Source organism: Nitrospina sp. P1_D6 (genome assembly GCF_052156615.1).
Lineage (GTDB): Bacteria > Nitrospinota > Nitrospinia > Nitrospinales > Nitrospinaceae > Nitrospina.
This window is the reverse complement of sequence record NZ_JBQKUN010000002.1, coordinates 452112-478468: the sequence shown is the minus strand read 5'-3', so window position 1 is coordinate 478468 and position 26357 is coordinate 452112. Positions and strand designations below refer to the sequence as shown.

At 58.9% G+C, this 26357-nt stretch carries 19 protein-coding genes; 7 read left to right on the top strand and 12 right to left on the bottom strand.

Going from position 1 to position 26357, the window contains the following annotated elements:
- Positions 1 to 166 precede the first annotated feature (166 nt).
- A complete protein-coding gene (locus ACTRXA_RS05785) occupies positions 167 to 2041 on the top strand; it encodes a polysaccharide biosynthesis protein (protein ID WP_442426257.1) in 1875 nt (624 codons plus the stop codon).
- Between the two features lie 36 nt (positions 2042 to 2077).
- On the opposite strand, the gene ACTRXA_RS05780 is transcribed toward ACTRXA_RS05785, so the two are convergent.
- The 7 genes from ACTRXA_RS05780 to ACTRXA_RS05750 form a co-directional block, all read right to left on the bottom strand.
- Positions 2078 to 4399: a caspase family protein gene (locus ACTRXA_RS05780; protein ID WP_442426256.1), complete on the bottom strand. Its 2322-nt coding sequence runs from the start codon at positions 4397 to 4399 to the stop codon at positions 2078 to 2080.
- Positions 4400 to 4483: 84 nt separating this feature from the next.
- A complete protein-coding gene (locus ACTRXA_RS05775) occupies positions 4484 to 4921 on the bottom strand; it encodes an MORN repeat-containing protein (protein ID WP_442426255.1) in 438 nt (145 codons plus the stop codon).
- A gap of 9 nt (positions 4922 to 4930) precedes the next feature.
- The gene (locus ACTRXA_RS05770) at positions 4931 to 6544 is read right to left on the bottom strand and encodes a caspase family protein (protein ID WP_442426254.1); all 1614 of its coding nucleotides are present in this window, start codon (positions 6542 to 6544) and stop codon (positions 4931 to 4933) included.
- A gap of 19 nt (positions 6545 to 6563) precedes the next feature.
- On the bottom strand, positions 6564 to 7730 hold the full coding sequence (locus tag ACTRXA_RS05765; protein ID WP_442426253.1) for an MORN repeat-containing protein: 1167 nt from the start codon (positions 7728 to 7730) through the stop codon (positions 6564 to 6566).
- Positions 7731 to 7790: 60 nt separating this feature from the next.
- A complete protein-coding gene (locus ACTRXA_RS05760) occupies positions 7791 to 8351 on the bottom strand; it encodes an MORN repeat-containing protein (RefSeq protein ID WP_442426252.1) in 561 nt (186 codons plus the stop codon).
- 90 nt (positions 8352 to 8441) lie between these two features.
- Positions 8442 to 9542 carry a trypsin-like peptidase domain-containing protein gene (locus ACTRXA_RS05755; RefSeq protein WP_442426251.1) on the bottom strand — a complete coding sequence of 367 codons (1101 nt, stop codon included), beginning with the start codon at positions 9540 to 9542 and terminating at the stop codon, positions 8442 to 8444.
- A gap of 5 nt (positions 9543 to 9547) precedes the next feature.
- Entirely contained in the window at positions 9548 to 10138 is a 591-nt protein-coding gene (locus ACTRXA_RS05750; protein ID WP_442426250.1) for an LPP20 family lipoprotein, read from the bottom strand.
- Between the two features lie 617 nt (positions 10139 to 10755).
- On the opposite strand from ACTRXA_RS05750, the gene ACTRXA_RS05745 reads away from it, so the two are divergent.
- The gene (locus ACTRXA_RS05745) at positions 10756 to 12909 is read left to right on the top strand and encodes a DUF4384 domain-containing protein (RefSeq protein WP_442426249.1); all 2154 of its coding nucleotides are present in this window, start codon (positions 10756 to 10758) and stop codon (positions 12907 to 12909) included.
- A 19-nt stretch (positions 12910 to 12928) separates the two neighbouring features.
- A complete protein-coding gene (locus tag ACTRXA_RS05740) occupies positions 12929 to 15604 on the top strand; it encodes a sigma 54-interacting transcriptional regulator (RefSeq protein WP_442426248.1) in 2676 nt (891 codons plus the stop codon).
- A 7-nt stretch (positions 15605 to 15611) separates the two neighbouring features.
- Here the strand turns inward: ACTRXA_RS05740 and ACTRXA_RS05735 are convergent, their stop codons facing one another.
- The 5 genes from ACTRXA_RS05735 to ACTRXA_RS05715 all read right to left on the bottom strand — a co-directional run bounded on the left by ACTRXA_RS05735 (position 15612) and on the right by ACTRXA_RS05715 (position 19386).
- Positions 15612 to 16016, bottom strand: a complete 405-nt coding sequence (locus ACTRXA_RS05735) for a hypothetical protein (RefSeq protein WP_442426247.1) — start codon at positions 16014 to 16016, stop codon at positions 15612 to 15614.
- A gap of 91 nt (positions 16017 to 16107) precedes the next feature.
- A complete protein-coding gene (locus ACTRXA_RS05730; protein WP_442426246.1) occupies positions 16108 to 17568 on the bottom strand; it encodes a glycosyltransferase in 1461 nt (486 codons plus the stop codon).
- 615 nt (positions 17569 to 18183) lie between these two features.
- A complete protein-coding gene (locus tag ACTRXA_RS05725) occupies positions 18184 to 18387 on the bottom strand; it encodes a hypothetical protein (RefSeq protein WP_442426245.1) in 204 nt (67 codons plus the stop codon).
- Entirely contained in the window at positions 18384 to 18980 is a 597-nt protein-coding gene (locus tag ACTRXA_RS05720) for an NUDIX hydrolase (RefSeq protein ID WP_442426244.1), read from the bottom strand. The genes ACTRXA_RS05725 and ACTRXA_RS05720 overlap by 4 nt, the downstream gene beginning before the upstream one ends.
- 49 nt (positions 18981 to 19029) lie before the next feature.
- A complete protein-coding gene (locus ACTRXA_RS05715; RefSeq protein WP_442426243.1) occupies positions 19030 to 19386 on the bottom strand; it encodes a hypothetical protein in 357 nt (118 codons plus the stop codon).
- An 88-nt stretch (positions 19387 to 19474) separates the two neighbouring features.
- Here ACTRXA_RS05715 and ACTRXA_RS05710 point away from each other — a divergent pair, with 88 nt between their 5' ends.
- Genes ACTRXA_RS05710 through ACTRXA_RS05695 form a run of 4 tightly spaced genes read left to right on the top strand, consistent with a single transcriptional unit; the run spans position 19475 to position 26352 of the window.
- Complete coding sequence (locus ACTRXA_RS05710; RefSeq protein ID WP_442426242.1) at positions 19475 to 20251, top strand: ABC transporter permease; 777 nt, start codon at positions 19475 to 19477, stop codon at positions 20249 to 20251.
- Positions 20248 to 21039, top strand: a complete 792-nt coding sequence (locus tag ACTRXA_RS05705; RefSeq protein ID WP_442426241.1) for an ABC transporter ATP-binding protein — start codon at positions 20248 to 20250, stop codon at positions 21037 to 21039. Before ACTRXA_RS05710 ends, ACTRXA_RS05705 begins: the two co-directional genes overlap by 4 nt.
- Positions 21036 to 25607, top strand: coding sequence for a glycosyltransferase (locus ACTRXA_RS05700; RefSeq protein WP_442426240.1), 4572 nt, complete (start codon positions 21036 to 21038; stop codon positions 25605 to 25607). The genes ACTRXA_RS05705 and ACTRXA_RS05700 overlap by 4 nt, the downstream gene beginning before the upstream one ends.
- 31 nt (positions 25608 to 25638) lie before the next feature.
- Entirely contained in the window at positions 25639 to 26352 is a 714-nt protein-coding gene (locus ACTRXA_RS05695; RefSeq protein WP_442426239.1) for a class I SAM-dependent methyltransferase, read from the top strand.
- The last annotated feature ends 5 nt before the right edge of the window (positions 26353 to 26357 follow it).

Sequence of the window (26357 nt, the reverse complement as noted above, 5' to 3'; positions counted from 1 at the left end):
AGTTTGGCCTCACCACTTTCTATAAGGGATTTTCATAATGAAAAACAACCGTTTATGGTAAACTCGATATTCCAGATTGTGCCCCTGAGCAGTCGGCGAAGAGGAGCCCTACCAATTTTTACAAGTGCCGGCATCCAAAACCGGGTCGCACGAAGGAACACCAGTCATGCGCGCTTTTAAGAAAAAATTCCGGAAGGTCATCCTGCTGGGTTTCGACCTGACGGTCTGCCTGATGGCTCTGTACCTGGCGTTTCTGTTGCGTTTCGAAGGCTCTCTCCCCAGGGAACAGATGGAGGTCTTTCTGGACCTCGCTCCCATTGTCCTGTTGTGCCGCGCGTTTTCCTTCGCCCTTTGCCGTTTTTATTCGCGGTTCTGGGAGTACGCGAGCTGGGAAGACCTTCAGCAGATCCTGAAGGCCGCGGCGATGGGCACGGCGCTGGTTCTGGTCTTCATGTTCCTGTATAACCGCGCGCACCTCGTTTCCCGGTCGGTGCTGTTCATGGACCTCATCCTCGTGGTCCTCATGCTCGGCTCTTCGCGCCTGGGCTGGAAACTGCTCACCGACCGCGAAAACCAGGAAGCCGGCATCCGCGGCAAGGGCCGGGTGCCGATCCTCATCCTGGGTGCGGGCTACACGGGCGCCTACCTGCTCAAGCACCTGCGCCGCTTCTCGCCGCACTACTCCGTGCGGGGATTCCTCGACGACGATCCCAAGAAACTCCATCACCAGGTCATGGGCGTCAAGGTGCTGGGCGGGCACAAGGACCTGCCCGAGTTGAAAGAGTCGCTGGGCATCCAGGAGGTGCTGGTGGCCGTCACCAGCATGGACGCGGAGCGCATGGAAGCGGTGGTGAAAGTGTGCCGCGATGCCAATGTGAAATACAAAACCGTTTCCTCCTTTTTCGATCTCGTTACCCATCAGCCGCACATCTCGAAAATCCGCAACATTGAAATCACCGACCTCCTCGGCCGCGAACCGGTGTACCTGGACCTGTCGATGATCCAGAACATGGTCGGGGGCAAGAAAATCATGGTGACCGGCGCGGGCGGGTCCATCGGCTCCGAGCTGTGCCGCCAGCTGCTGGAATACGATCCGGCGATGCTCATCATGATCGACAAGTGCGAGAACTACCTGTACGACCTGAACATGGAGTTGAACGGGGAGAAGACCAACGCCGAACGGAAGTATTTCTTTCTGTCTGTCACGCAGGAGAAAAAACTGGAAGCCCTGTTCCAGCGGTTCCGTCCTCAACTGGTGTTTCACGCGGCCGCGCACAAGCACGTTCCCCTGATGGAGGAAAATGCGGACGAGGCAGTGCTCAACAACGTGCAGGGCACGCGCATCACCGCGGATTTGTCCGAACGCCATGGAGTGGAAAAATTCATCCTCGTTTCCACCGACAAGGTGGTGCGGCCGACCAGCGTGATGGGGATGACCAAGAAGATCGCCGAGCGGTACATTCAATACAAGGCGCAGAGGTCGCAAACGGATTTCATGACCGTGCGATTCGGTAATGTGCTGGGGAGCAACGGCAGTGTGGTGCCTCTATTCCAGAAGCAAATCGAGCGCGGCGGCCCGGTGACGGTGACGCATCCGGACATGGAGCGGTTTTTCATGCTGATTCCGGAGGCGGTGCAGCTGATTCTGCAGGCGGGGACCATCGGCCGTGGCGGCGAGATCCTGATGCTGGAGATGGGCCGTCCGGTGAAACTGATGGATCTGGCGGAAAAGATGATCCGTTTACTGGGTTACACGCCGGGCGAGAACATGGAAATCAGGATCACCGGCGTGCGTCCCGGAGAAAAGCTGTCCGAAGAACTGGTGGACGACGGCGAAGAGGTGATCGACACCCTGCATAAGAAGATCAAGCGTTTGTGTTCCGGCCTGGCGCCCGGCGAGGGGTTCGCCGACAAAGTGGATGCGCTGGTGGCGGATGGCGCGCGCATGGAACCGGGTCTCTACCGGCAGCGGCTGGTGGACTTCATCCAGGAAGAGTGCACCCGCACGGTCACGCCGTCACCTTTTCAAAACAAACCCTGACCTGTCCCCGAACGGCGCGTCCTGTGCCGAATTGAATCACTGCTTTTTGACGAAGACGAAATCGCCGCCCGCATGGCCGGAATTCTTGATGATGTTGTATTCCGGCACCTGCTCGGCGCGTCCCGCCACCGGCTCCTTGATGTACTTGTAGAACAACTGTTCGGCCGTGAAGATTTCCTCCTCCACCATGTGCAGCGCGTCGATGAAGGCGCGCGCGAACACCGAGTGCCCGCCGCCTCCGCCGTCCGCCACCGGCTCGTTGCCGCCGGAGGCCATCAGCGTGCGCGATGACCGCTTGTGCATTTTTTCAAGAAAGCGCTTGTGCTGGTCCGGAGTGGACAGGTTGGTGATGGCCGAGCGCGTGAGCGTCCCCGAATAACAACTGTCCGCCACCACCAGAACGTGGCGCGAGGCGAAGCGGCGGATGTTGGTGGTGATGTTGTCCACGATCAGCCAGTTGGCGTCGCTGTCGCGTTCCGCGTCGGCGGGAAGCCAGTAGGCCTTGTTGACGGTCTTGTCGAATTCGCCGTGCCCGGCATAATAGATAAGAATGTTGTCGTTCGGCCCCATCATCTTGCGGGCGTTGTTGAAGGCGCGCATGATCTGTGTGCGCGACACGTCGATCAGCAAATTCGTCTTGAATCCGTATTTCTGGCGGAGGACCCGCTCCACCTCTTTCGCGTCGTTGACCGCGGTTTCCAGTTTGGGCAGGTGTTTGTAGTCGTTGATGCCGATGATGATGGCGTGGTAGTCGCCGGAGTCCAGCCTGCCCATCTCTTCCATGAAGCTTTTCTTTACGTCCGGCTTTTTGGCGATGACGGTCTGCTCCTCGGTGGTCGTGCGGCTTTCCAGCCAGAACGATTTCTGCGTGGTGTTCTGGTGGATGTCACGGGCGAGGATGACGATCTCGCTTTTGCCCGGGTTGATGGGGATGGTGGCGGCGAACTCGCCGCTGGACTGGACCTGGGCCGGCTGGCCGTTGACCAGGACCTCGGCGATGCCGCTTTCATCCTGCGCGATCCCCGTCACGTGGGTGGTCGGGGAAGTGGGTACGGGTACGATGCCGCGGGACACCTCGTGCGACGTGACGGTGATGACCGGCGGCGAGTTGTCCATCGGCTTCACCGTCTGCGGTTTCTGCACGACGATCGGCGGCTGCTTGTCCTGTTTCTTTTCACCCGGATCGTAGTGAATGACTTTCAACGGCTTGTCGTTTTCCCAGGTACCCACGTCACGACTGCCGTTGGCGTAGGAAAAGGTCCCCTGGCCGTGCATTTTGCTGTCCACCCATTCGCCGGTGTAGGTGTCGCCGTTTTTCCAGGTATAAGTGCCGTAGCCGTGTTTTTTCCAGTCTTTCCATTCACCCGTGTACTTGTCCCCACTGGCGTACACCTTGGTGCCGAATCCGTTCAACTTGCCTTCTATAAACTCGCCGTTGTACTGGTCGCCTTTCCACGGGTCGCGCCCCCAGATGTAAACGCCCTGGCCGTGGAACTGGTCTTCCTTGAATTCGCCGTCGTACTGGTCGCCGCTGGCGTAGTACTGCGTTCCGTGGCCATCCTTTTTTCCGTGAACCCAGTTGCCGATGTAGCGGTTGCCGTTCTTCCAGGTGTAGGTGCCGAATCCGTGGCGTTTCCAGTTTTCCCAGGAACCCTCATATTTGTCGCCGCTGGAATAAAACTTGGTGCCCTGTCCGCTCAGCTCGTCGGCCTGGAAGGAACCCGCATAACGGTCGCCGGTCCAGGGCTTGCGTTTCCAGGTGAACTCGCCCTGGCCGTCCTTTTTCCAGTCCTTGAACTCGCCCTTGTACACATCCCCGTTGGCGTAATAATAGGTCCCTTCCCCGTTGGAGGCATCGCCTGAAAATTCGCCGACATATTTGTCGCCTTCCTTCCAGTAGTAGGTGCCGAAGCCTTCCTTTTTCCAGTTGACGAAGCCGCCAACGTACTTGTCTCCCAGCCAGGGTTCCCTTCCCCAGGTGTAGGTGCCATGCCCGTTGGGAGCGTCGCTTTTGAAGTCGCCGGTGTACTTGTCGCCGTTGGCCCAGGAGTAGGTGCCGAGTCCATGGTACTGTCCGTTCTTGAATTCGCCCGTGTACTGGTCGCCCTTCCACTTTTCCTCGTTGAAGGAGTAGGTGCCGTGGCCGTGGAACTTGCCGTTTTTGAATTCGCCAACGTACTTGTTGCCGTTGTCGCGGACCAGGGTGCCGAATCCATTCTGGCAGTCGCCGGAGAGGCAGTTGTCGGCGAAGGCGGGAAGGGCGGGCCACACCAGGCAAAGGGCGAGCGCCGCCGCGGCGAATCCGCGCCGAAACGCACCTTTACCGGAATGACTGAGTTTGTTATTCATGCCGTTCATTCTGTCCCCTTCGCGAAAACGCGGTGTGCCGTGTATTCCTAAGTTAAGGCCGACGGCGGCGGTTGGCAAGTGAGTTTGGTGCGCTCAGAACCGGCGTCCCGATTCCACGCGTTCCGAATCCGGGTCCACCAGCCGGCCGTCCTGCCAGCGGCCGCTTTGCCCCGTACCGTCCGCTTTGTTGAAAATGCCCGGCCCGTGCCGTCGGTCCTGCTTCCAGCCGCCGGTGTAACGATCGCCGTTCGGCCACACCTGGGTGCCCTGGCCGTGGCGCAGTCCATGGCGCCATTCGCCGGTATAGTGCTCGCCCGTGGCCTGGTTGAGGGTGCCGTAACCGTGGAAAGCCCCGTCCTGGAACTCGCCGACGTAGTGGTCGCCTGACTCCAGCAAAAGCGTGCCGCGTCCGTTGGCGCATTCACCCAGGCATTTGGGATACGTGGTGCAGGCGGTGGCCGTCATGCCGATCAACAGAGTCAGCGCGGCCCACCGGAAAAAAGTTTCGGGCCGGGCCACACGGTGACGCATGATGTTTCCTCACGGTTTGCGGATGAAGACGAAATCCCCCCCGGCATGGCCGGAGTTTTTGATGATGTTGTATTCCGGCACCTGCTGGGCCTGCCCCGCCACCGCTTCCTTGATGTAGGAGTGGAACAGCTGCTCGGCGGTGAAGGTGTTCTCCTCGGTGCTTCGCAGTGCGCGCAGGAAGACACTGGCGAAGATGCTGTGTCCGCCGCCGCCGCCATCCGCCACCGGCTCGTTGCCGCCGGAGGCCATCAGCGTACGCGAGGAGCGTTCCATCATTTTCTTGAGGAAGCGCTGTTTTTCATCCGCCGTGGTCAGCTTGGTGATGGACGAGCGGGTGAGCGTGCCGGAATAACAACTGTCCGCCACCACCAGCACATGGCGCGTGGACATGCGCCGGATGTTGGTGGTGATGTTGTCCACGATGATCCAGTTGGTGTCGTTGTCGGGCTGCGCATCGACGGGCAGCCAGTATGCCTTGTTGACCGCCTTGTCGAACTCGCCGTGCCCCGCGTAGTAGATGAGCAGGTTGTCGTCCGAGGTCAACTGCTCGCGCACTTCGTTGAAGCCGTTCATGATGTCGGCGCGGTCGGCGTTCAACAGAAGAGTCGTGGAAAAGCCGTACTCGTGTTTCAGGATGCGTTCCACTTCCTTGGCGTCGTTCACCGCGGTTTCCAGTGGCGGCAGGTGGCGGTAGTTGTTGATGCCGATGATGAGCGCGTGGTACTTGCCGGTCTTGAACTGCGGCGCGATCTCCGCCTGGATTTCATCCTGCAGGCTGCGCGTGTCTTCCTTCGCTTCCAGCCAGAACATCTTCTGCGCCTGGTTCTGGAATGCATCGCGGGCGAGAACGGTGACCTCGTTGCGCCCTTCGACCAGCGGGATCTTGATGGAGAAACGGCCGGACCCGTCCACCTTCGCCGTCTCGCCGTTCACCGTCACCTCCGACACGCCGCTGGGATCTTCCGCCACGCCGGTGACGAGGATGTACGGCACCACGGGAACGATGGCGATGCCGCGGAACATCTCGTGTGAGGTGATGCGGATGTGGGGCGGTTGCGTGTCGCGGCTGTTTTCTTCCACTGTGACGGGGGGCGGGGTTTCTTCTTCAGACGGCAGTTTGTTGAACTTCCACATGCCTTTTTCAACGCGGCCATCGGCGTAGGTCAGCGTGCCCTCGCCGTGGCGTTTGCCGTTGACATAGGAACCGACGTACTGGTCGCCGTTGGCCCAGGTGAAGGTGCCCTGACCGTGCATGGTGTCGTTGTTCCACGCGCCTTCATACCGGTCACCGGTGTGGAAGGTCATCGTGCCCTGGCCTTCCCGCGAGTTGTCCACCCATTCGCCGACATACTTGTCGCCGTTGGCCCAGACGTAGGTGCCCTGACCGTGGCGCTGGCCCTGGACGAATGCGCCCTCGTACTTGTCGCCGTTGTGGTAAAGGGCCGAGCCCTGCCCGTGCATCTGGCCATCCTGTGTGTCGCCGGTGTAGGTGCAGTCCGGGCAGACCGTCATGGTGCGGCCGGTGGCGCATCCCGCCGCCAGCATGGTGAGGAGGACCAGAAGTAAAACCGCCCGCAGGGAAACCGGCAGGGTGGAAATGAATGAGTAGCGTTGCGGGTTCATAGCGTTTCCTTATGTCAGGTCAGAAGCGTTCGGCCAGTTCTCCATTGCTCCAGTTTCCGGTTTCCTGGGTGCCGTCGGTGTGAATGTACGTTCCCTGGCCGTGTTTCTTGTCCTCTTTCCAGCCGCCGATGTATTTGTCCCCGTTGGCATAGAGGTAGGTGCCCTGGCCGTTGCGTTTGTCATTGATCCACTCGCCGATGTACTTGTCGCCTTCCACCCAGGTGAAGGTGCCCTGTCCGTGTTTCTGGCCGTCTTTCCATTCGCCGATGTACTTGTTGCCGTTGACGTAATAATAACTGCCGAAGCCTTCGCGCTGGTCCTGTTTGTAATCGCCGACGTACTTTTCACCGTTGGACCACAGGAAGGTGCCCTTGCCCTGTTTTTTGTTCTGGATCCACTGGCCATCGTACACATCGCCGTTGGCGTAGTAATACTTGCCCTGCCCGTTGGGGAGGTTGCCCTGGTTCTGGCCGACATACTTGTCGCCGTTGTTGTAGACATAGGTACCGAAACCGTTGGAGCAGTCACCCGACAGGCACCCGGCCTTGACGTCCTTCTGGTTCTGCGGTTCGGGTGTGGTCTCCTTCTGGCGGGAGTTGGAGGAGCCGGTTTCTCCGGCTTTCACCATGTTGACGTTTTTACGTTCGCCGTTCTCCCATGTGCCGATTTCTTTGTCCCCGTTGGCCCAGAAATAGGTTCCCTGGCCGTGGCGTTTGTCCTGCTTCCATTCGCCGACGTACTTATCGCCGCTGGCGTAAAGGTAGGCGCCCTGGCCTTCGCGCTTGTCCATCACCCAGTTGCCGGTATACCGGTCGCCCTGTTTCCAGAGGAACATGCCCATGCCGTGTTTCTTACCCTGGTTCCAGTTGCCGACGTACAGGTCGCCGTTGGAATAGTAATAGATGCCGTAGCCGTTGCGCTTGTCGTTGTTGTATTCCCCGGCATAATGGTCGCCAACGTTGTAGTCGTAATTGCCGAAACCGTGCATTTTGTTGTTGCGGTTTTCTCCCGTGTACCGGTCCTGGTTATCGAACTCGAAGGTTCCAAAACCGTTACTGCATTCCCCGTTCAGGCATTTGGCCGAAACGGGAGAGGCTGCGGCGAGCCACAATCCGGCCGTCATGACCCCCAGCAGGGCAGGCCATGCGCGGGATGTCCGGGTTTCGCTGTTTATAGGGGAAGACATGTGCGCCTCCAATGCATTCGTTGAATTGCTTTTGACAAAGTGGCGGTCCACCATACGGGATCAATCCTGATCGTACGATTTGACCAGCGAGTCCTGTTGCCAGGTGCCGTTCAGGATTTTGCCGTCCGGGTACACGTAAATGCCGTGACCGTCCCGCCTGTTTTCTTTCCATTGACCGACGTACATCTCGCGGTTGGGCCAGATGTTGGTGCCGTATCCATTGCGCTTGTTGCCGATCCATTCGCCGGTATATTTTTCCCCGGTGGGCCACAGGTTGGTCCCGGCGCCGTTGCGTTCGTCGTTCTGCCACTTGCCGATGTACTGTTCCCCCGAAATCCAGGTGAACACGCCGTAGCCGTTTTTCTTGTTGTTCGCCCAGTACCCTTCGTAAATGTCGCCGTTGGCCCAGAAATACTTTCCGTAACCATGGGCCTGGTTGTTGAGGTTCTGGCCGGTGTAGCGGTCCCCGTTGTCGTACTGGAATTCACCGTAGCCGTTGCTGCAATCGCCGGAAATACACCCTGCAACCGCGGGCGTAGCGAGCCACAACAGGCAGGCGGCGAGTACCCCGCAGGCCAGCCAGAAACGCGATGTGCGTTGGATCAGGGTCAATTTGTTCATGAATGCCTCCCGTTTCCATGCAAACCGGAATGAAGTTGGAAAGGTTCCCTTCGCCCCGGCGACTGCCGCCGGGGGTAGCGGATACCCCGTTTAAAAGTCATCGAAATTGAACCGGCCCTTGTTTCGGCCCTTCAGCTTCTTTTTGATGTCGTCCATCATTTCTTCCATTTCCTCTTCCGTTGCCGCAAAGAGGTCGTCCATCTTGTACGGACGCTTCTCGGTCAGGATTTCCGCTTCCTTTTGAGGACCGGGCTCCGGTACGGTTTCCTGAACCGGTGGTTTCGGCTTCGGTTTCATCTCGACCTCAGGCTTCGGCCGTGCCGTTTCCTTCACCGGATTGGTGATGGCGTTCGATTCCGGTTCCGCCATGCCCTTTGGAGCCTTGGGTTTCGGAATGGGCACGATGCCCGTCGGCTCGTACGGCTCCTCCACCTCCAGCTTGGCCACCTGCGGTGCGGTGAAACCGAAGTGGTAGCCGTTTTCATTCAACCAGGCCACCGCCACGTTGGACTTGATGGAAAAGTTGATGTCCGTGATGGCCAAGCCGTCCTTGCTTTTGCGCGCGATGTTGGAATTGATGCCCACCATCAACCCGTTGGCATCGAGGAGCGGCCCGCCGGAATTGCCCCGGTTGAGACTGGTTTCGGTCTGAAACACGTTCTTGCCCGGGATGTTCTGGAAATCCTGCATGTGTGAACTGATGGTGCCCGTGGTCAACGTCCACAACCCCCCGGACTCCGGATGCCCGATGGCCAGCACGCGGTCGCCGATGCCGATCTGGTTGGCGTTGAGGAATCCCACCGGGGAATAGGACCCGGACGGGGATTCGATCTGCAACAGCGCCAGGTCCAGATCCCGGTTGTGAATCAACAGACGCGCCTTGAACCGGTGCTGCGTGTCCTTTTTCAGGTTGCCGGTGAGGTGCTGGGGTTTCAGAAACACCCGCAGTTCGGAATACGGCCGCCCGGCGGAAGCGTTGACCACCACATGGGCGTTGGTGAGCACCAGCCCGTCTTCGCGGATGATGCTCCCCGTGCCCATGCCCTGGAACTTCTGGCCCGGTTCAAACCCGGTGATGAGCACGACCCGGGGCGAGACGCTCTGGTACACCCATTTGGGATCGAACTCCCTGGCGGAGGCGGACCCCGCCAGCAGTGCGATTGCCAGTGTCAGTGCGATCCAGATTCTCATGATATTCAACGTCCTTCCATTTTGTCGATTTCAGCGTCCAGCTCGTCGAAGGATTTCTCCGCCTGATCCTTGATCTGGTCGCGAATCTGCTTGGACAGGTCATTGTACTGCGACAGGTTCTTCTCGAAATGCTCCAGATCGATCTTCGCCAGCGAGAACATCTCCCCGTTGTTCGGGTTCTGCCAGTGATCGACGATGGTCGAACCGCGCAACGACATGTTGGTGATGTTCTTGAGCGCCTGCTCGACGTACTGCGTCTCGGACGTGGCGCTCATGTCGCCGGTGGTGGCGGATTCTTGATAGTCTTTATAGAGCTTCTTGACGTAGGTTTCGAACACGTCTGCCAGAGCGGCACGGGCCCGGTTTTCCGAGGCGGTGCGCAACAGGGAGGTGTTGCGGATGCCCACGGCGGAACCGACGCCATAGAACGCGCGGTCGTCAAAAGCGCCCTGGCCCTTCAACACCCAGTCCGGAGCGCCCAGATCCTGAATCGGCACGAAACCGCCGGTGGGTTTTTCCGGAGTGCTGCTGCACGCACTCAAAAACGCCGCCAGCACCACCATCAAAACAAGGTTCCATCGTGAAATCGTTTTCATCGATACTCCCTCCTCGGATTAAATTGGAATGTCAATTAAAGGAAACCTGATAAACCGATGGATTCTTCAACTGCGTCCCCGGGCCCGGAGGCCGGGTGATCCATGCAGTGTATATAGCGAAAAGCGTGCCAAACGGAACTCCCCCTTCGATTGGCGGCATCCAGGATTGATTTTTCTAGTGTAGTGGAAGGGGGTGGGTTTGGCAAAAGTAAGTTGTCTGCCGAAACGCGGCAAATTCCGGCATGAGGACGCCCGACTGTGCATGAATTCATGCACGATTCATGCAGAGCCACCACACCGGGGACCGGGTCTCCAGCGGCGCATTCCAACTTTTTCGGGAAACACGTTGTTTTTTTTGTAAAAGAACCTCACTTCCTTCAGTCCATCAGCACCAGGGGGCAAAAAGAAATGCCTTTTGCAGGGCAAACTGTTTAAACTGAGGAACGCCGATCTCGGAGTTGAAGGAAAGAAGGAAATAAAGGGCGGTTTGCGAAACGGGGTACCGCCGAAAATTGGGAAAACGACACCGCCTTCCTGTCCCTCCGCAGGGCCGGAGGCGCACCGGGCACGGCTTTTGCTTTATTCCCGGCAACGACTCATTCGAGAAGGGGACACCCATGCGCCACCATTTCGGAACCACAGTCAGTTTCCTCGTTCTCTTCGGCCTGGCCGGGTGCGCCACCACCGGAACGCCGGGTGGCGGTCCGGGGACCAGCCCCGAAGACCTGGCGAAACTGCGGAAAATGGAACAGATGGAACAACGCACCGCCTGCCCGCCGGAACCGGGCTGGGTGCTGGGCAAGGGCCACCCCAACTTCCCCTCCGCCAAATACCTCATCGGCGTCGGCATCTCCGCCGAAAGCCCGTCCGGCGCGAAAGACACCGCCACCGCCGAACTCGCCAAGAACATCAAGGTCAACATCCAGTCCGTGATGAAGGATTTCGTCAGCACCGAGGGCACCTACGCGGAGTCGGCGGTCAAAACCGTCGTCGATGCGGCGCTGGAAGGGGTCGAACGCAAGGACGGCTATTTCGACAAGTGCCGCAACCAGTATTACGCGCTGGTGGTCATGGACCGGGCCCTGGAGGCGGGCAAGCTGAACCAGCGGATCGCGGAGACGGAGTCCATCCTCAAAAAGCATCTCGACCAGGGTAAGGAGGCGGAAGCCAAAGGCGAGTTGATGAAAGCGCTGTCCCATTATTTTGAGGGCTACGAACTCGCGCCGAAACTGGTGCCGCTGCGCAGCACGCTGGCGGTGATCTCCCGCACCTCGCCTTCCGGCGATGCGGCGATGGAACTCAGCCAGGGTGCGTTCCGCGACCACGCCACGAGCCTCATCCGCAACGTGCGGCTGGATGCCGTCTCCGGCGACAAGCAGACCATCAAGTCGTTCCAGCTGCCGGGCGAGGCCCTGGTGGCGCAGGCGTATATTCAAACCGATTTCGGCAACACCCCGCTTTCGGGACTGCCGGTGCGTTTCTCGTTCGAAAAAGGCAAAGGCACGTTGAACGAGAGTGTGAACACGAACCAGGAAGGGCAGGCCCGTGCCTCGGTGGTGAAGATTCATGATTACGATGCCGACCAGCACCGCATCGCCGTGCGGCTGGATTACGACCGGCTGGCGATGGGGGTCAATCCGCGTTTCAAGGAAACCCTGCTTGTTCCCCTGCAGCACAAAGGGGCGACGTTCCATTACACCATCGAAAAGATCGAAGGGTTCTCCGGCAAATCCCACGCATGGCGGCAGGGCCTCGTCCAGCTGGCGGAAACGGTCATCAAGAACGTGAAACCGGACACCACGCCCACCGTGGGCGTCATCCAGTTTGAGGACACGCGCACCAAAAAGGTGACGCCGTTCACGGAAATCCTGGTGGAGGATTTCAAGGCCATCCTGGCGCAGGCGGGCAGCCTGGCGCTCAAGGAAATCGCGATGGGCGGGGATGAGGAGATCGATCCGCAAAAGGTGGCGACGGAGAACCAGCTCGATTTTTACGTGAACGGGTCCTACCGCATGGAGCGCGGCGGGTTGCAGATCATCGCCAAGTTGATCGACGTCAAGTCCAACACCTACCTCGGTTCGGGCAGTGTGCTGATGGACCGCGGGGCGATCAGCCCGGAAGATTTGAAGGTGTTGGAAACTTCTCCGCAGTCCGGCGGCACCGGCATCAAGGACGCGGATGAGGAGTACCGGCAGGAGCTCGACAAGCTGGTCTACGCGCAACCGAAGAACGCCGAGTTCGGCGTGCGGGTCTGGACCAATAAAAAGGAATACGAGATCGGCGACACCATCGTTTTCTTCGTGAAGGCGGAACGCGACAGCTACCTGACGTTGTTCGACATCGGTTCCGGCGGCGACGCGACGGTGATCTTCCCCAACGCGTTCCACAAGGACAACTTCATCCGCGCGGGACGCACGTACCAGATTCCCGCGCCGGAATACGGTTTCAAGTTCAACATAGAGGGTCCCGCCGGGCTGGAACGGGTGAAGGCCATCGCCACCCTGCGGCCGGGCCTGCCGGTGGACCTCAACCTGGGACAGGGGTTCCACACCTTCAAGCGCGGCACACGGGAAGGCACGCGCGACATTTCCATCATCGCCGACACCTTCACCAACGAATCGGACCGCAACTGGGCGGAGTCGCACACGGAAGTGTTCATCTTCAATCGCAACGATTCCTACACCCGCGGCATCCGCAAGATTCCCATCAAAGAGGACCCCGAAAAACCGATCGACATGATCGGTACCTTCGGCCGCGAACCGAGCCGCTGACCGACGCCGGACACCGCATATGCTGAGACTCAGGGAGATTGTGCTGGGGGCGATCGGAGCCGCGCTCACCGGCATCGTGCTGTGGACCCTGCCCAACCTGGTGCAGTCGTGGGAATGGAAAACCCTCGATCTGCGTTTCCAGTGGCGGGGCGCGGTGGCGACCGACCCCAACCTCGTGCTCATCGAAGCGGATGACGAAAGCGCGCAGACCTTCGGCCGGTGGCCGTGGAGGCGCACGGTCCACGCCCACCTCATCGAACTCCTCGCCGACCAGAAATCGCGCGCCGTGGTTTACGACGTCCTGTTCGCGCTGAAAGGCGACCCGCTCGAAGACCGCGCCCTGCAACAGGCCATCGACACGGCGGGCACTGTGGTGTTCCCGGTGGCAGTACGGCTCCTCGAAAAACGCGCGCCGTATGCGCCCGACCACAGCGGTACGGGCCTGCCGTGGAAAGGGATCGACCTGCCGCCGGAAGCGAAACGTTACTTCCTCGCCAACCGCGCCATCTTCCCGCTGGCTTCCCTCGCCAGGCACGTGGCCGGGCTCGGTCACATCGCCACCAATCGAGACGCCGACGGCATCATCCGCCGCGTGCCCCTCCTCGTGAACTACAACAGGGAACTGGTGCCGTCGCTGGCGTTCCAGGGTGTTCTGCAATACCTGAAAATACCGCCGCAGAACGTGGTGCCGGGTAAAAATACCATCCGGCTCCTGGACGTGCAGTTTCCCGGAAGTACGGTGAAGCGCGACATCACCATCCCGGTGGACGAACAGGGGCAGATGCTCATCAACTACGCCGGACGCTGGAGTGAAACGTTTCTCCACGCCTCCATGTCGGCGGTTCTGGACCGGCCCGAGGCGGGTGAGTCGGTGGAAGGTCCGTCGGTCACGCTGGAGGACAAGCTGGTGCTCGTCGCCAACACGATTTCCGGCTACGACGCCAAGCCGGTGCCGATGGAAAAAGATTTTCCCGGCGTCGGCGTGCACGCCAACATCATCAACACCCTGCTTACCGAATCGTTCCTCAGGGAAACGTCTCCTGCGTTTCATGTTCTCCTCGTTTTGTTTCTGAGCCTGGCGACGGCGCAGGTGCTGGCCATCCGCTATTACACATTGCAGGCGTTTTTCGTCGCGGTCCTGTTTGCGGGCTACGCCTTTGCCGCGGCGTTCCTGTTTCAGTCGAACCTCGTCCTGCCTGTGGTGGGGCCGCTTGCCGCCATCGCCGTCACCACGCTGTGGGTGTCGCTCTACAACGCGTCGTCGGAGAAAGAAACCGCCGATATGATGAAGCACACGGCGGAGATGCTCTCCGGCGAAAAGAAGAAGGTAGAGGCGGAGATTGAAAACCTGTCGCGCGACCTCACGGCGCGGGAGCAGGAGATGGATGCGCTTCAGCGTCAGTATCAACAGGAGAAGGTGCAGTTGGAGGCCCGTATCCGCGATCTGCGCCTGCACACGGGGCTGGGATCGGCGCTGGGCCGGCTCACCGAACCCTCCTTCCAGGAATGCCGCGAGCACGGCATCGTCACACTGGAGGAATCCGTGGTGCAAACGTTCCGTGAACTCAAACAGGTTGCGCCGAACGCCTCCAGCGTCCTGCTTCTGGGCGAATCGGGCACGGGCAAGGAATTGTTCGCCCGCGCCCTGCACCGGTTGAGCGGGCGCACGGGACGGTTCGTGGACATCAACCTCGCCGCCTGCCCGGAGGGTCTGGTGGAGAGCGAACTGTTCGGTCACGTGAAGGGGGCATTCACCGGGGCGACGTCGGACAAGGCGGGGCGCTTCCGCGATGCGGACGGCGGCACGCTGTTTCTCGATGAGATCGGCGAGGTCAAACCGGATCTGCAGGTCAAGCTCCTGCGCGTTCTGCAGGAGAGGGAGGTGACGCCCGTCGGCAGTAGCCGTTCGTACAAGGTGGACGTGCGCGTCGTCTCCGCCACCAACAAGGATTTGAAGGAGGAGATGGAAGCGGGACGCTTCCGCAGTGACCTTTATTACCGCCTCAACACCATCCCCTTCACCCTGCAACCGCTGCGCGAACGGCCGAAGGACATCGAACTCCTCGCCTGGCATTTTATGGACCGCTACAAGCACCGGTACGGACGCAACATCGATGGCATCTCCAAAAAAGCGATGGAGGTATTGAAGGCGCACGCGTGGCCGGGCAACGTGCGCGAGTTTGAAAACGTGATCGAACGCGGCGTGACCCTGGCTGAGGGCACCGTCATTCAGGAAAAAGACCTGCAACTGAAAGGGGAGATGGGAGCGATGGACCCGCCGTCCCGCCCGCGTCCTTCTGCGGCGAAAGACCGGGACTTGGAGTTTCTGGAGACCCTGCGCGCCAATGGTTTCGAGATCAACGCCACGGCCAAACAGTTGGAAGTCAGCCGCAACACCGTGGCCAGCCGCTTCAAGGGCATCTGCTTTCAGCGGCTGGTGGAAAGCAACGGCGACTGCGAAGAAGCCGCACGGTCCGTCACAGGCGAGGCTCCCCATTACGATTTCGTGTTGCAGAAACTGGTGGAGTATTACCAGAACCTGGTCAAAGGCAGTGAGGGTTGGACGGACGTCGAGAAGGCCGTCGCCGATGCACTCCGGCGTTCACGCAACGTGCCCACCGGCTACCATTCCGCCATCGCTCAACTGGTGCGCGACCGCTTCACCAAAAACCACCCCCCCGCCGGTTCCGTTTAAAACGGATTCAACGCCGTCGCCGCAAAAACACGCGGAACGGTTCCCGCCAGTCCCGGTTCATGACGCGTTCCAGCGCTCCCTCATCGATTGCGATGTGCTTTTGAATAATCCTGCGTTTCTTCAGGGAGTCACGCAACCCGCACACGGCGTCCCACTTGGCTTTCAGGATGATGCCCGGTTTTCCTTTCAGTGTGAACCACAGAAGGGAAAACAGGTTGAGCGCGAGATGCGCTGCAAGGTATTTGTAGAACAGCCGCGCGGGCATGTTCTGCACGAAGGTCCACACCAGCTCGTGGCGTTCGAGGATTGTCGCAATAATTATCGACCACACGGGAACTTCGAGAGCGGTCAGACTTTGACCCAACTGCGGGGACACGCGGTCCTTGCTGGGTTGTGTGAGGAGGACACCCATAATCGCAACCGGTTTGCAGTCAAAACCATGAGGGAGGGTTGTCTATTCTGGGGAAAGGGAAGGAGAAAGAGCATGTTTTTCGGAAGAGCGATTATAATATCACCCGAATGCGGTCCACATCCACCCCCCATGTGCGTAGTTGTCCCGCCAGATATTCCGCTTCGTGCCGCGAGCCGATCACGATCGGTCCAGCAAATTCTACGGCCTTCTCCGCGTCCTGTACACGCAAGCCGTATGCGGTGGCTCCCGGGTTGGGACCGTACACCGCCTTGATTTGCACGTTGTGCCCATGCATCAGCCGCGAAAGCTTTTCCGCTACCTCGCCTTCTCCGAACAAAGCGATGGACGGGATTTTCTCCGCATCCAGGTTGTCGAGAAAGGTTTCGCAGTTGATGTGGAACCGGCCGTTCTGTTGCACCAGCTCGCGCAAAAAATTAAACGGGGTGATGAACACGGTGCGGGCGAGGTCGCTCGGTGTGCGGTGGGTGGCCAGCGCGCTGCGGGCGCGCTCAAAAAAACTTCCAGCCGCATTACTCAAAAACGACGCATCTAGGACTGTCAACCGGGGCAGGGCGGCACCGGGCGGCTTCTGCATGCATGCGGTGTCCGCCTGATCGACCGCCAGTTGAACGAGCGCGCTGTTATCCTGCGATTCTTCCCCTTCGCGTAGAAGGCGGATGGCCGCATTTTCGCGAAAGGGACTCGTCCTGCCGGTGACTCGGTTGGCCAGCGCCGTGGTGGAAATGTTCCGCCCGTCGTGCGGGCCGCGGTGGTCGTGGCTGCCCTCGGTTCCCGGGTGCCAGGTGCGGTAAAGAAATTCCGATGGATGCCACACCTCGCGCTGTCCGGAATTGACCAGGCGCCACGTCATCTCGTAGGGACCGCAGACGTGGCCTAGGTAGTCCGCGTGCTCGTCGGCGCCGCCGAGAGCGATGAGGTCCGATCGCCGTGCGGACATGCAGGCACCGTAGTTGAGCGTGTGAAGCGGGTCTTCGTTGTCCATGAGGCCCGTGGTGGTCTTCGCCTCGGAGTTCCAGTTGAGGCAGGGTCCGCTCAACAGGTCCTCGAAGGCGGGATGATCGAACGGGTAGTGACGCCGGTCGGCGGTTCGCACCTCGTCGTGGTGCAGGACGATGCCGGGGGAATCAGCGGCTGCGGTTTGCTTTTCGAAGGTTTCGACGATGCTTTGGACGAACGTGGGACGCACCATGGCATCGGAGTCGCAGAAAGTCACGATGCCACCGCGCGCTGCGGCGAGGCCGACGTTGTACATGAGGTGCTTGTGGTAGTACAGGGCCTCCGGGAAATCGAGCACGATCCATTGGTCCACCGGGGGCGGGCGGCCGGCCTTAAGATCGGCTTCCAGGTACCGGGCGATCTCCGGGGCGCGCCGGGTGTAGAACTCGATCCAGAGGATTTCGTAATCGCTGCGCGGCAGGGCCTGGTCGTTCAGGTAGTCCAGCGTGTGAAAACTTTCACGGCAGGACCAGTCGAGCAGGATGAAGCTGACCTTGGGCGGTGCCGCCAGTTCGTTTTTGAACAGAATTTCCATGCGCGAACCGTGAATGGAACAAGGGGAAAAGCAAAGACGTCCCCGGGGCGATCGGGACAACTATACCGGAGGCTTGTAAGGAATTCCAAAATCATTAAGGCTGTTTCGGTTGAGCGATTGCCGTTTCTTCTGGACAATCTCTGTATTAGAATCGGATATTCAACGGCGTCGCAGCAAGGCGGAGGTATGAACTGGAAAACCGTGCTGGCAGGACTGGCCGGAGTGGCATTGAGTGTCGCCCTCATGGTGTGGATCCAGAACCAACTCGATCCCACCAACCAGAGTCCGGCACAGACGCACACTCTAAGCAACACCAACTCTCCACAATCCTCCGCTTCCGGCTTCGGCAACAACGAAGGCCCGACCGGGACGGACGCCGGCACCTTCCCTTACGATGAAAAACCGAATCTGCTGAAGTCGAACGAGCGAAAATTAAAATCTGGTCTCCTTTCGCGCCCGGCTATAAGCCCTTCAGTGGGAACTGGATGTGGAATGGGCCCACCTGCCCGGCGTGGAGCAGGGGGTGCTGGTGTATGACGACCGTGCCACTTTGGAGGACCGCAGCGGGCCCACGATTTTGTAAAAGGCGTTACCTTTGGGGTCGAGGGTGTGGCTTTATGGGTCGTTGTCATCCACGTACACCACCACCTTCAGCGCTCGGAGATGAGTCGCGGTTTCGACAAGACTCCCAATGCAGTGCGCCGCCTGTTGGAAACGGTGACGCGTCGGCATTAGCACCGAGATGCGCGCAAACCGGGTGTCGGGTTCCTGCATGGAATTGGGATGATTACGGAGTTGCAAATCCTGCACACCACTCATTCCGTTTTTGCTAGGTCATCCAGATGCAGGAAACGGAAAATGGCCACCAGCGTGGACGGGTCCTGGATGTCGTTGCCGTGGATGCGTGATTGGATGGCATCCTTATCGAATAGTTCTAGGCGCGCGTGGCCGATTTCGTTTGCGCGGTAAGGCTGCTCTACGGTGCACTCCGTTCCTGCAAACAGTTGAATCCGCGCCGACAACGTGCCCGCGTCGGGGTGGAGCGATCCCAGCGGCTGAATATTTTCCTGGGCGCAACGCAATCCGGTCTCTTCAAACAGCTCGCGAGCCACGGACTCCACAAGATCTTCACCCGGCTCGATGAACCCGCGTGGAATCTCCCACGACCAGTTTTTGATTGCGTGCCGGTAAATCTTGAGCAGGGCGATTTTTCCTTCCACCACCGGAAGGATGGCGACGCCGCTGAATCCATCGGCGACAAACCGCTTCGGGGAGACCACGAGATAATCCGGAACATCGACGTCCTCTTCACCGGTGACGTGATCAAAATAAATATTGAACCGGGTGTTCTCGGCGACCAGTTTGCGTTTTTTCAGCTTGTAGGGCGGACTGTCGGTGCCGGTGGATTTCATGAGCCTCCATCCTGTGTGCGTTTTCAATAGCGGGACCGGATTCGCCCGTTCACCGGACCTGCGTTCGAGTGCACCAATCATAGGCGATCCGCAGCCCATCTTCCAGCGGAACTTTGGCGGACCAGCCCAGCGCGCGGATGCGCGACGAGTCCAGCAGGAGGCGCGGGTTGCTGTCGGGCCGCGAGGTGTCGAATTCGATGTTGCCTTTCCATCCCACCACCCGTTGAATGCGTTTTGTCAGTTGAGCGAATGCAGGAACTGGCGAGCAAGGGCAGTTTTTCACCTCGTACTTGTAAACGCTGTCGAGGACGTGGGTCTGGATGGCGAGGTATTTTTGGATGAATTTGGTGGGATAGGTGTTGTTGGCGTGAGTGTCGCCAACCTTCGCCGCAGCTACCGCCACCATAGATGGGACACATTTTCCTTTATCGGAAGATTGGGCTATACTTGCTGAACGATTCAGCGGCCATGAAACAACTCCGACGGCGGACAGGATGAATGTGCGTAGATTTTTCACTCTGATTGATACGCAGGCGCGGCTGGCGCTCAAGGCAGAGGCCTCCCGGCTGTATTTGAGTTACCTTTGGTGGATCATCGAGCCGCTGCTTTACGTTGCGGTATTTTATTTCGTTTTCGAGGTTCTACTTAATCGTGGAGGCGAGGAATTCCTGCTGTTCCTCCTGTGCGGAAAAATCCCGTTCCTGTGGTTTTCCAAATCCGTCATGACCGCCTCCAACAGCATCGTGCAGAACAAGGGGCTGGTCGGCCAGCTGGATCTGCCCAAAACCCTGTTCCCTTATGCTTCGGTCCAGGAGGGATTGTACAAACAGTGGGTGGTGTTTCTGGTGTTGTTCGGCGTTGCCGCCGCTTACGGCTACACTCCGGAGCTCCACTGGTTGTGGCTCCTGCCGCTGATTTTTATCGAATACATCATGATCATGGCGTGTGCCCTGATCGGCGCGCTCTGCGTGAGTTTTGCCGGGGATTTCCGCATGCTCATTAGTATGGGCATGACGTTTCTCCTGTTCACTTCCGGTATTTTTTGGGACGTGCGCGCGCTGGGCGATCCCGCATCCACGCAGATGGTGCTGGCGTACAACCCGATGGCCTTTCTGCTTGACGCCTACCGGCAGGTGCTCATGAGGCACGCCATGTATGACCTGAATCATCTGGCGGTGCTGGGCGCGTCAGCGGGCCTGATTTTGTATCTTATGCACGGCGTGTTCGACAGAACCAGCAAAACCATCGCCGTACAGGTGGTGGACTCATGAACGAATCAATGAAACCGAAAAGCGTGTTGGTGGCCGCCGGCGTCTCCATACGTTATAGGACGCGCACCGGTCTGTTTAAACGGTTCGAGCACACGGCGCTGGACAACATCTCGTTCACGCTGGAGCGGGGCGAGACCCTGGGCGTGGTCGGGCGCAACGGGTCGGGAAAAAGCTCGCTCCTGCGCGTCTTCGCGGGTATCATTGCACCGACATCGGGGGCGATCGAATGCCCACCCGGCGTGCGCCGCGCGTTGTTGTCTCTGGGGCTGGGGTTTCGGCCGGATCTTTCCGGGCGCGACAACGCCCTGCTGGGCGCCATGCTTCAGGGTGCGGACAAGCGCGAGGCGCTGGCATTTCTGCCGGACATCCAAGAGTTTTCCGAGTTGGGCGGATTTTTCGACAAGCCCATGCGGACATACTCCGCGGGCATGCGCGCGCGGCTGGGATTTTCCACAGCGCTCAAGGTGAATGTCGAGATCCTACTCATCGACGAGGTGCTGAGCGTGGGCGACGTGCATTTCCGCCATAAGGCCGAAAAGGCCATGCTGGACAAGATCCACGGGCGGCAGACGGTGGTATTCGTGTCCAACAACCCGGAGCAGGTTAACACAATCTGCGGGCGGGTGATCTGGCTGGAGGAAGGACGGATTCAGGCGGAAGGGGCGGCGGAACAGGTGACCACCGAATACCGCCGCTTCATCAAAACGCTCGACGATAAAACGGGGTGTGAACCCCGGGGAGGCGCGGGCCACCGTCCGGAGCACTTTTTATTGGGAGGAGGGGCATGAATTATCAGGAGTCTTCAGGTCAAAAGAGCCAAGAGCGATTCAAACCGGGCGCCGAACGAGTCCGCCTTGACCTTCAAAATGAAAAAGTCGCCGTATTGGTTGCGGGGATGCACCGCAGTGGCACGTCCGCGCTTACCCGTACACTGAACCTTCTGGGATGCGACCTTCCGAAGACGCCCAGCAATGATCCCGACCACTGGGAATCCAAGGTGATCATGGATCTCAATGACGCGATCCTGGAGTCCGGCGGCTCTTTCTGGCATGACTGGGAACGGTTCAACCCGGGCTGGCGGGACTCGCCCTTGGTCGACGCCTTCCGGGCGCGTGCCCGGGACGCTCTGTCGAGTGAATTCGGTAACTCGCCTTTGTTTGTGCTCAAGGATCCCCGCATCTGCCGCCTGCTGGGATTCTGGCTTGAGACCCTGCAGGAGATGAAGATCACACCCGCTGTCGTGTCGCCCATCCGCAATCCCCTGGAAGTCGCCGCCTCTTTGGAGGTGCGCGACGGTATCCCGCCCTCGATCTCAAAACTGTTATGGCTCCGCCATGTGCTGGACGCCGAGGCGGCCTCGCGCGGGTATCGTCGGATTTTTCTGCGTTACCACGATCTTTTGGACGAATGGCAAACGGTGACCCAACGGTTGGGAGGCCAGCTCGGCATTTCCTGGCCGAAAAGCTCAACCGTGACGGAAATGCAAATTGAGGAATACCTCTCTCCCACCCGCCGCCATCACTGGAAAAAGGACGAGAACATTCTGAAAAACCCGGGACTTTCCAACTGGGTGCGCTCAACGTATCAGATTCTGATCCGCTGGGCGCGGGATGAAGTGTGGGAGTCGGATACCAGCGATCTGGATGAGATCCGGGCGGCTTTTGATGAGGCGAGCCATGCGTTCAGCCGTCCGGTGGCGGTGGGCCGGAAGGCTTTGCAGGAAAACAGGCAATACGAGGAACGCAATGAAGAACTCGAAAACAAACTGAAAGCCCGCGACGCCGAAGCGCAGGAGCACCGCGCCCGCGCCGACGACTTCGAGAATCAATTGAAAGCCCGCAATGCGAATGTGAAAGAATATGAAGGCCTGACTGCCAAACTGCGGGAGCAACTGGAAGCGCGCCGCGCCGAGGCGGAAACGTTGTCCGCGACCGCTCAGGAATGGAAGGAAGCCGCGGAGCAATACCACAGGCGGGTGGACGAGCTCGAAAGCCAGCTGAAAGCCCGGGGAGACGATGTTGAGAAGTTGAAGACGACCCTTGGAGAACGGTCTGTCCGGATTCAGGAACACGAACACGCCCAATCCGCCCTGCAAGCCCGGTTGGAAACGCGCGATACGGAGGTCGAAGCCTTGACCTCCCGCCTCCGCGAACGGGAGGAAGCGGTTCAGGAACAGCGCGCCCGCGCCGAGGACCTTGAGAGCAAACTGGCATCGCACGAGGCCGAAACGGAAGCGTTGAAATCGTCGCTGGAAAATCAAGAGAACAGACTGCGGGAATACGAGGAATCGATCGCCGAGTTGTCGGCTCACCTGGAATTGCGGCGGGCGGATGCCGAAAAGCTGGCCGAAACGCTTCGTGAACGGGAATCCAAAACTCAGGAATATGAAGAAACCGTTTCCGATTTGAAAGATCAACTGGAGGCGCGCCGCGCGGAGGTGGACAAGCTGACCGCAACGCTCCGCGAACGGGAGGATGCGGCGCGGGAAAGCGAGGCCCGGATATCCGGTCTCAAGGATCAGCTGAAAACGCGGGATGCCGCAATCGGGGAGTACGAAGCAACCACTTCCCGTTTGAACGATGAGTTGCAGGCACGCCGTGCGGAGATAGAAGAGATGAACGCAGCAATCCGTGAACGGGAGGAAGCGGTTCAGGAACAGTGCGACCGCGCGGACGATATGGAAAACCGCCTGAACACCCGCGCGGCGGAAGCGGAAGAGTTGAAATCCTCGCTGGAGAATGAGGAGGGCAAGCTCCGGGAATACGAGGAAGCGATCGCCGAACTGTCGGCTCATTTGGAATGGCGGCGGGCGGATTCGGAAAAGTTGGCCGAAGCGCTCCGCGAACGGGAAACCAAAATTCAGCAATATGAAAAAACCGTTTCCGGTTTAAACGATCAACTGGAGACGCGACGCACCCAGATGGAGGAGTTGAGCGCCACGCTTCGCAAGCACGAGGCCAAGGTCCGCGAACAGGAGGCCGCCCTTTCCCAACTGCACGTTGAGTCGGAGACGCGCGCCAAAAAAGCCGACAAACTCTCACTTCAACTGCGCGACGAGCAAGATAAAGCCAAAAAGATTTTCGCCCAACTGCGCGACGAGCAAAACAAATCAAAGCGAATTTCAGCAGGCGCCGCCCGGCGCATCCGCGAAATCAGCGAGTACTTTTTTCATTTCGAAAACTGGCTGTCGGAAACCCTGAGGTCGAAGCGCTGGAAAGCGGGCAACCTGATGGGCAACGCCTTTTCCCGCTATACCCCGTCTGCGCTAAAGCCGGCCGTCATGGGCACCGCAAAGTTTGTTTACAAGTGGATCGGGCCGGCACTCGATGCGGGGCCTGAGGACTGGGAAAAAGAGCTGTTGCAAATTCGGGGCCGGGTGCTGGAGCTGATGAAGACCGACGATTTGAAAAATGAGGACAGCCCCGCAGTCTCCGAAGAAACCGGTGGACACGCGTTCGAAAACCTGACCGACTGGAGAACGCACGCCAAAACCAGCCCCAACTCGCCTCTGCACAAAGCCCTAGTTACCGCCGAGACGGCTTCCCTTTCGCGCAATTGGCCGGAAGCGGTTAGCCAGTGGCAGGCGGTGCAGGCGAAATTTCCCGACAAGCCGTTGCTGGCCAATATTGCTAAATCGAATGCCAGCATCGCGCGGCGGCTCGCCCGGATCGACGCATACAAAAAGGAAATCGCCGAGTACCGGACCTGGCGCGGGGCTGTCCGATCGCAATTGCCCGGCAAACGCATCGCCATCTACACGGCCATCTCCGGAAACTACGACTCCGTCAAACTGCCCGAAACGCTGGACCCCCGTTTCGATTACTTTCTGTTTACCGACACCCCGGCGTCCGACGCAGGGATCTTTCAGGTCCGCCCCATGACTTATTTTCACGAAGATAAAACACGTATGGCGCGGTACGTGAAAACCCACCCTCACATGCTCCTCCCGGAGTACGACATCGCCGTGTGGGTGGATTCCAATATCATGATCCTGGGCGACATTCATCCTCTGATTGAAACGTTTCTGGCCTCGGGCCGGCCCGTTGCCGCCGTGCCGCATCCATTGCGTAAAACCATCCACGAGGAATTGGAAGCGTGTGTGAAATTAAATAAAGATGCCCCGGAAGTGATGGAAGAACAGATTGCTTTTTATCAAGCCAGTGGTTTCGAGCACGACGACCTCATCGAAAGCAATTTCATGATGTTCGATTTAAAAAACCACCGTGTCCGATCCGCTCTCAACTTCTGGTGGAAGGAAATCGACCGCTTCAGCCGGCGCGACCAGTTGAGCCTGAATTATTCCCTCAGTCAAAATAGAATCGCCTGGAACCGAATCACCCGGCATCCGGACAGCATCCGCAACCATCCTCTGTTCGCGCTGGTGGAGCACGACGCCTCCAAGGGGCCCGCAAGCGAGCTGATCCGATCGCTGGACGCGCCGGAACGCGATCCTTATTCCGGCCCCTCCTATGCGGAAGTCCGCAAGGACCGCATCGCCGCGCAGGCGCATCGCCGTATCGACATCGTCGTCTGCGTCCACAATGCGTTGGAGGAAGTCCGGCACTGTCTGGAATCCATTGAGCGCGCCCGCCAGAGCGAACATCATAAATTGATCGTCATCGACGACGGCTCCGCCCCGGCCACGGCGGATTATCTGAAAGCCTTCATTCGCGGCAAACCCTGGGCGCGCCTGCACCGCAACGAAAAGGCGACGGGCTACACCCGCGCCGCCAACCGAGGGTTGGGGTTGTCCGACGCGGAGTTGGTCATCCTGCTTAACAGCGACACGGTGGTCACCAGCGGCTGGGCGGAGAAGATGGCGGACGCCGTGTTCTTCACCCCCGGCGCGGGCATCGTGGGTCCTCTGTCGAATGCCGCCAGCCATCAGTCCATTCCCGAGCACCGTTCTTCAAAGGATCAAACCGCCGTCAACGAACTGCCGCCCGGCCTCACCGCCGAGGACATGAACCGGTATTGCGAGCAATGGACGACCGTCGGCATCCTGCCTCGGGTTCCGCTGGTGCACGGGTTCTGCTTTGGGGTGACGCGCGCGGTGATTGAAAAGGTGGGGACGTTCGACGAGACGCATTTCCCAAAAGGGTACGGCGAGGAGAACGATTACTGTTTCCGCGCGGTGGACGCCGGGTTCGGGTTGGTGGTCGCCACGCACACCTTTGTGTTCCACGCCAAATCCAAAAGTTACGACGGCCCGGAACGCGTCGCGCTCATGAAGGCCGGATCCAAGGCGTTCCGGCAAATCCACGGCAACGCACGCATCGACCGGGCGGTGAAGAGCATGCAAACCAATCGTATCCTCGAAAAGCTTCGGCAGCATGCCTGGAAATTGATGGGATAATCTGTTCCGCGTTTATAAACGATTGAATGACATGCAAATTGATCTGTCCCAATACGATTTTCTGGATTTCGGTTGCAGTGCCGGAGCCTCTTTAAGGAATGAGCTTTTTGGTGGAAAGCGCGGTCTGGGGCTGGACTCAAATCCCGATAAAGTTGAAAAGGCTCGAGCAGAGGGTGTGGAGGCCGAGGTCGCGGATATCACCAAGCTGAACCCGAAGGAGCTGGGTAAGGTTCGCTTCGTAAAAATGGTTCACTTCCTCGAACACCTTCCGGGACGCCAAGCCGCTCGGGACTGTATCAAATCCGCGTGCCAACTTGCCAGGGAATTTGTTTTTATAAGGCAACCCTATTTCGATGCGGATGGGTATCTGTTTTCCCTAGGATTGAAATTATACTGGTCCGATTGGAATGGGCATCCCTACAACATGACCTCTTTGGACCTGCACAATATGCTGAGTCGTCTTCAGAAGCACACCAGCCTGATAACCCGTTTCATCATTTTTTTTAAATACGAAATAAAGGATAGCTCTGCCACTTTTTTGCATCCCATTTCTTCTCCAGGAGATCAGCATCACTGGGATTCTGAGGTCCACGATCCCAAGCCGGAAGTCGAGTTCACCTTCCCGGTTTTCCGAGAAGCGGGCGCGGTGATTTTAACCGGATCGATGGAAATGAATGAGGGGCTATCGAGGTTTCTTAAATCCTGCAGGGTTGTGTTTGACAGCAAAATTATCAACCAACCCTAGATTGG

Coding starts and splice junctions, on each gene's coding strand:
- ACTRXA_RS05770 (WP_442426254.1), bottom strand. CDS start 6,544: ATGAACCCGCAACGCTACTCATTCATTTCCACCCTGCCGGTTTCCCTG.
- ACTRXA_RS05780 (WP_442426256.1), bottom strand. CDS start 4,399: ATGAACGGCATGAATAACAAACTCAGTCATTCCGGTAAAGGTGCGTTT.
- ACTRXA_RS05695 (WP_442426239.1), top strand. CDS start 25,639: ATGCAAATTGATCTGTCCCAATACGATTTTCTGGATTTCGGTTGCAGT.
- ACTRXA_RS05735 (WP_442426247.1), bottom strand. CDS start 16,016: ATGGGTGTCCTCCTCACACAACCCAGCAAGGACCGCGTGTCCCCGCAG.
- ACTRXA_RS05725 (WP_442426245.1), bottom strand. CDS start 18,387: ATGAGTGGTGTGCAGGATTTGCAACTCCGTAATCATCCCAATTCCATG.
- ACTRXA_RS05730 (WP_442426246.1), bottom strand. CDS start 17,568: ATGGAAATTCTGTTCAAAAACGAACTGGCGGCACCGCCCAAGGTCAGC.
- ACTRXA_RS05745 (WP_442426249.1), top strand. CDS start 10,756: ATGCGCCACCATTTCGGAACCACAGTCAGTTTCCTCGTTCTCTTCGGC.
- ACTRXA_RS05785 (WP_442426257.1), top strand. CDS start 167: ATGCGCGCTTTTAAGAAAAAATTCCGGAAGGTCATCCTGCTGGGTTTC.
- ACTRXA_RS05715 (WP_442426243.1), bottom strand. CDS start 19,386: ATGGTGGCGGTAGCTGCGGCGAAGGTTGGCGACACTCACGCCAACAAC.
- ACTRXA_RS05755 (WP_442426251.1), bottom strand. CDS start 9,542: ATGAGAATCTGGATCGCACTGACACTGGCAATCGCACTGCTGGCGGGG.
- ACTRXA_RS05700 (WP_442426240.1), top strand. CDS start 21,036: ATGAATTATCAGGAGTCTTCAGGTCAAAAGAGCCAAGAGCGATTCAAA.
- ACTRXA_RS05740 (WP_442426248.1), top strand. CDS start 12,929: ATGCTGAGACTCAGGGAGATTGTGCTGGGGGCGATCGGAGCCGCGCTC.
- ACTRXA_RS05760 (WP_442426252.1), bottom strand. CDS start 8,351: ATGAACAAATTGACCCTGATCCAACGCACATCGCGTTTCTGGCTGGCC.
- ACTRXA_RS05765 (WP_442426253.1), bottom strand. CDS start 7,730: ATGTCTTCCCCTATAAACAGCGAAACCCGGACATCCCGCGCATGGCCT.
- ACTRXA_RS05705 (WP_442426241.1), top strand. CDS start 20,248: ATGAACGAATCAATGAAACCGAAAAGCGTGTTGGTGGCCGCCGGCGTC.
- ACTRXA_RS05710 (WP_442426242.1), top strand. CDS start 19,475: ATGAATGTGCGTAGATTTTTCACTCTGATTGATACGCAGGCGCGGCTG.
- ACTRXA_RS05750 (WP_442426250.1), bottom strand. CDS start 10,138: ATGAAAACGATTTCACGATGGAACCTTGTTTTGATGGTGGTGCTGGCG.
- ACTRXA_RS05775 (WP_442426255.1), bottom strand. CDS start 4,921: ATGCGTCACCGTGTGGCCCGGCCCGAAACTTTTTTCCGGTGGGCCGCG.
- ACTRXA_RS05720 (WP_442426244.1), bottom strand. CDS start 18,980: ATGAAATCCACCGGCACCGACAGTCCGCCCTACAAGCTGAAAAAACGC.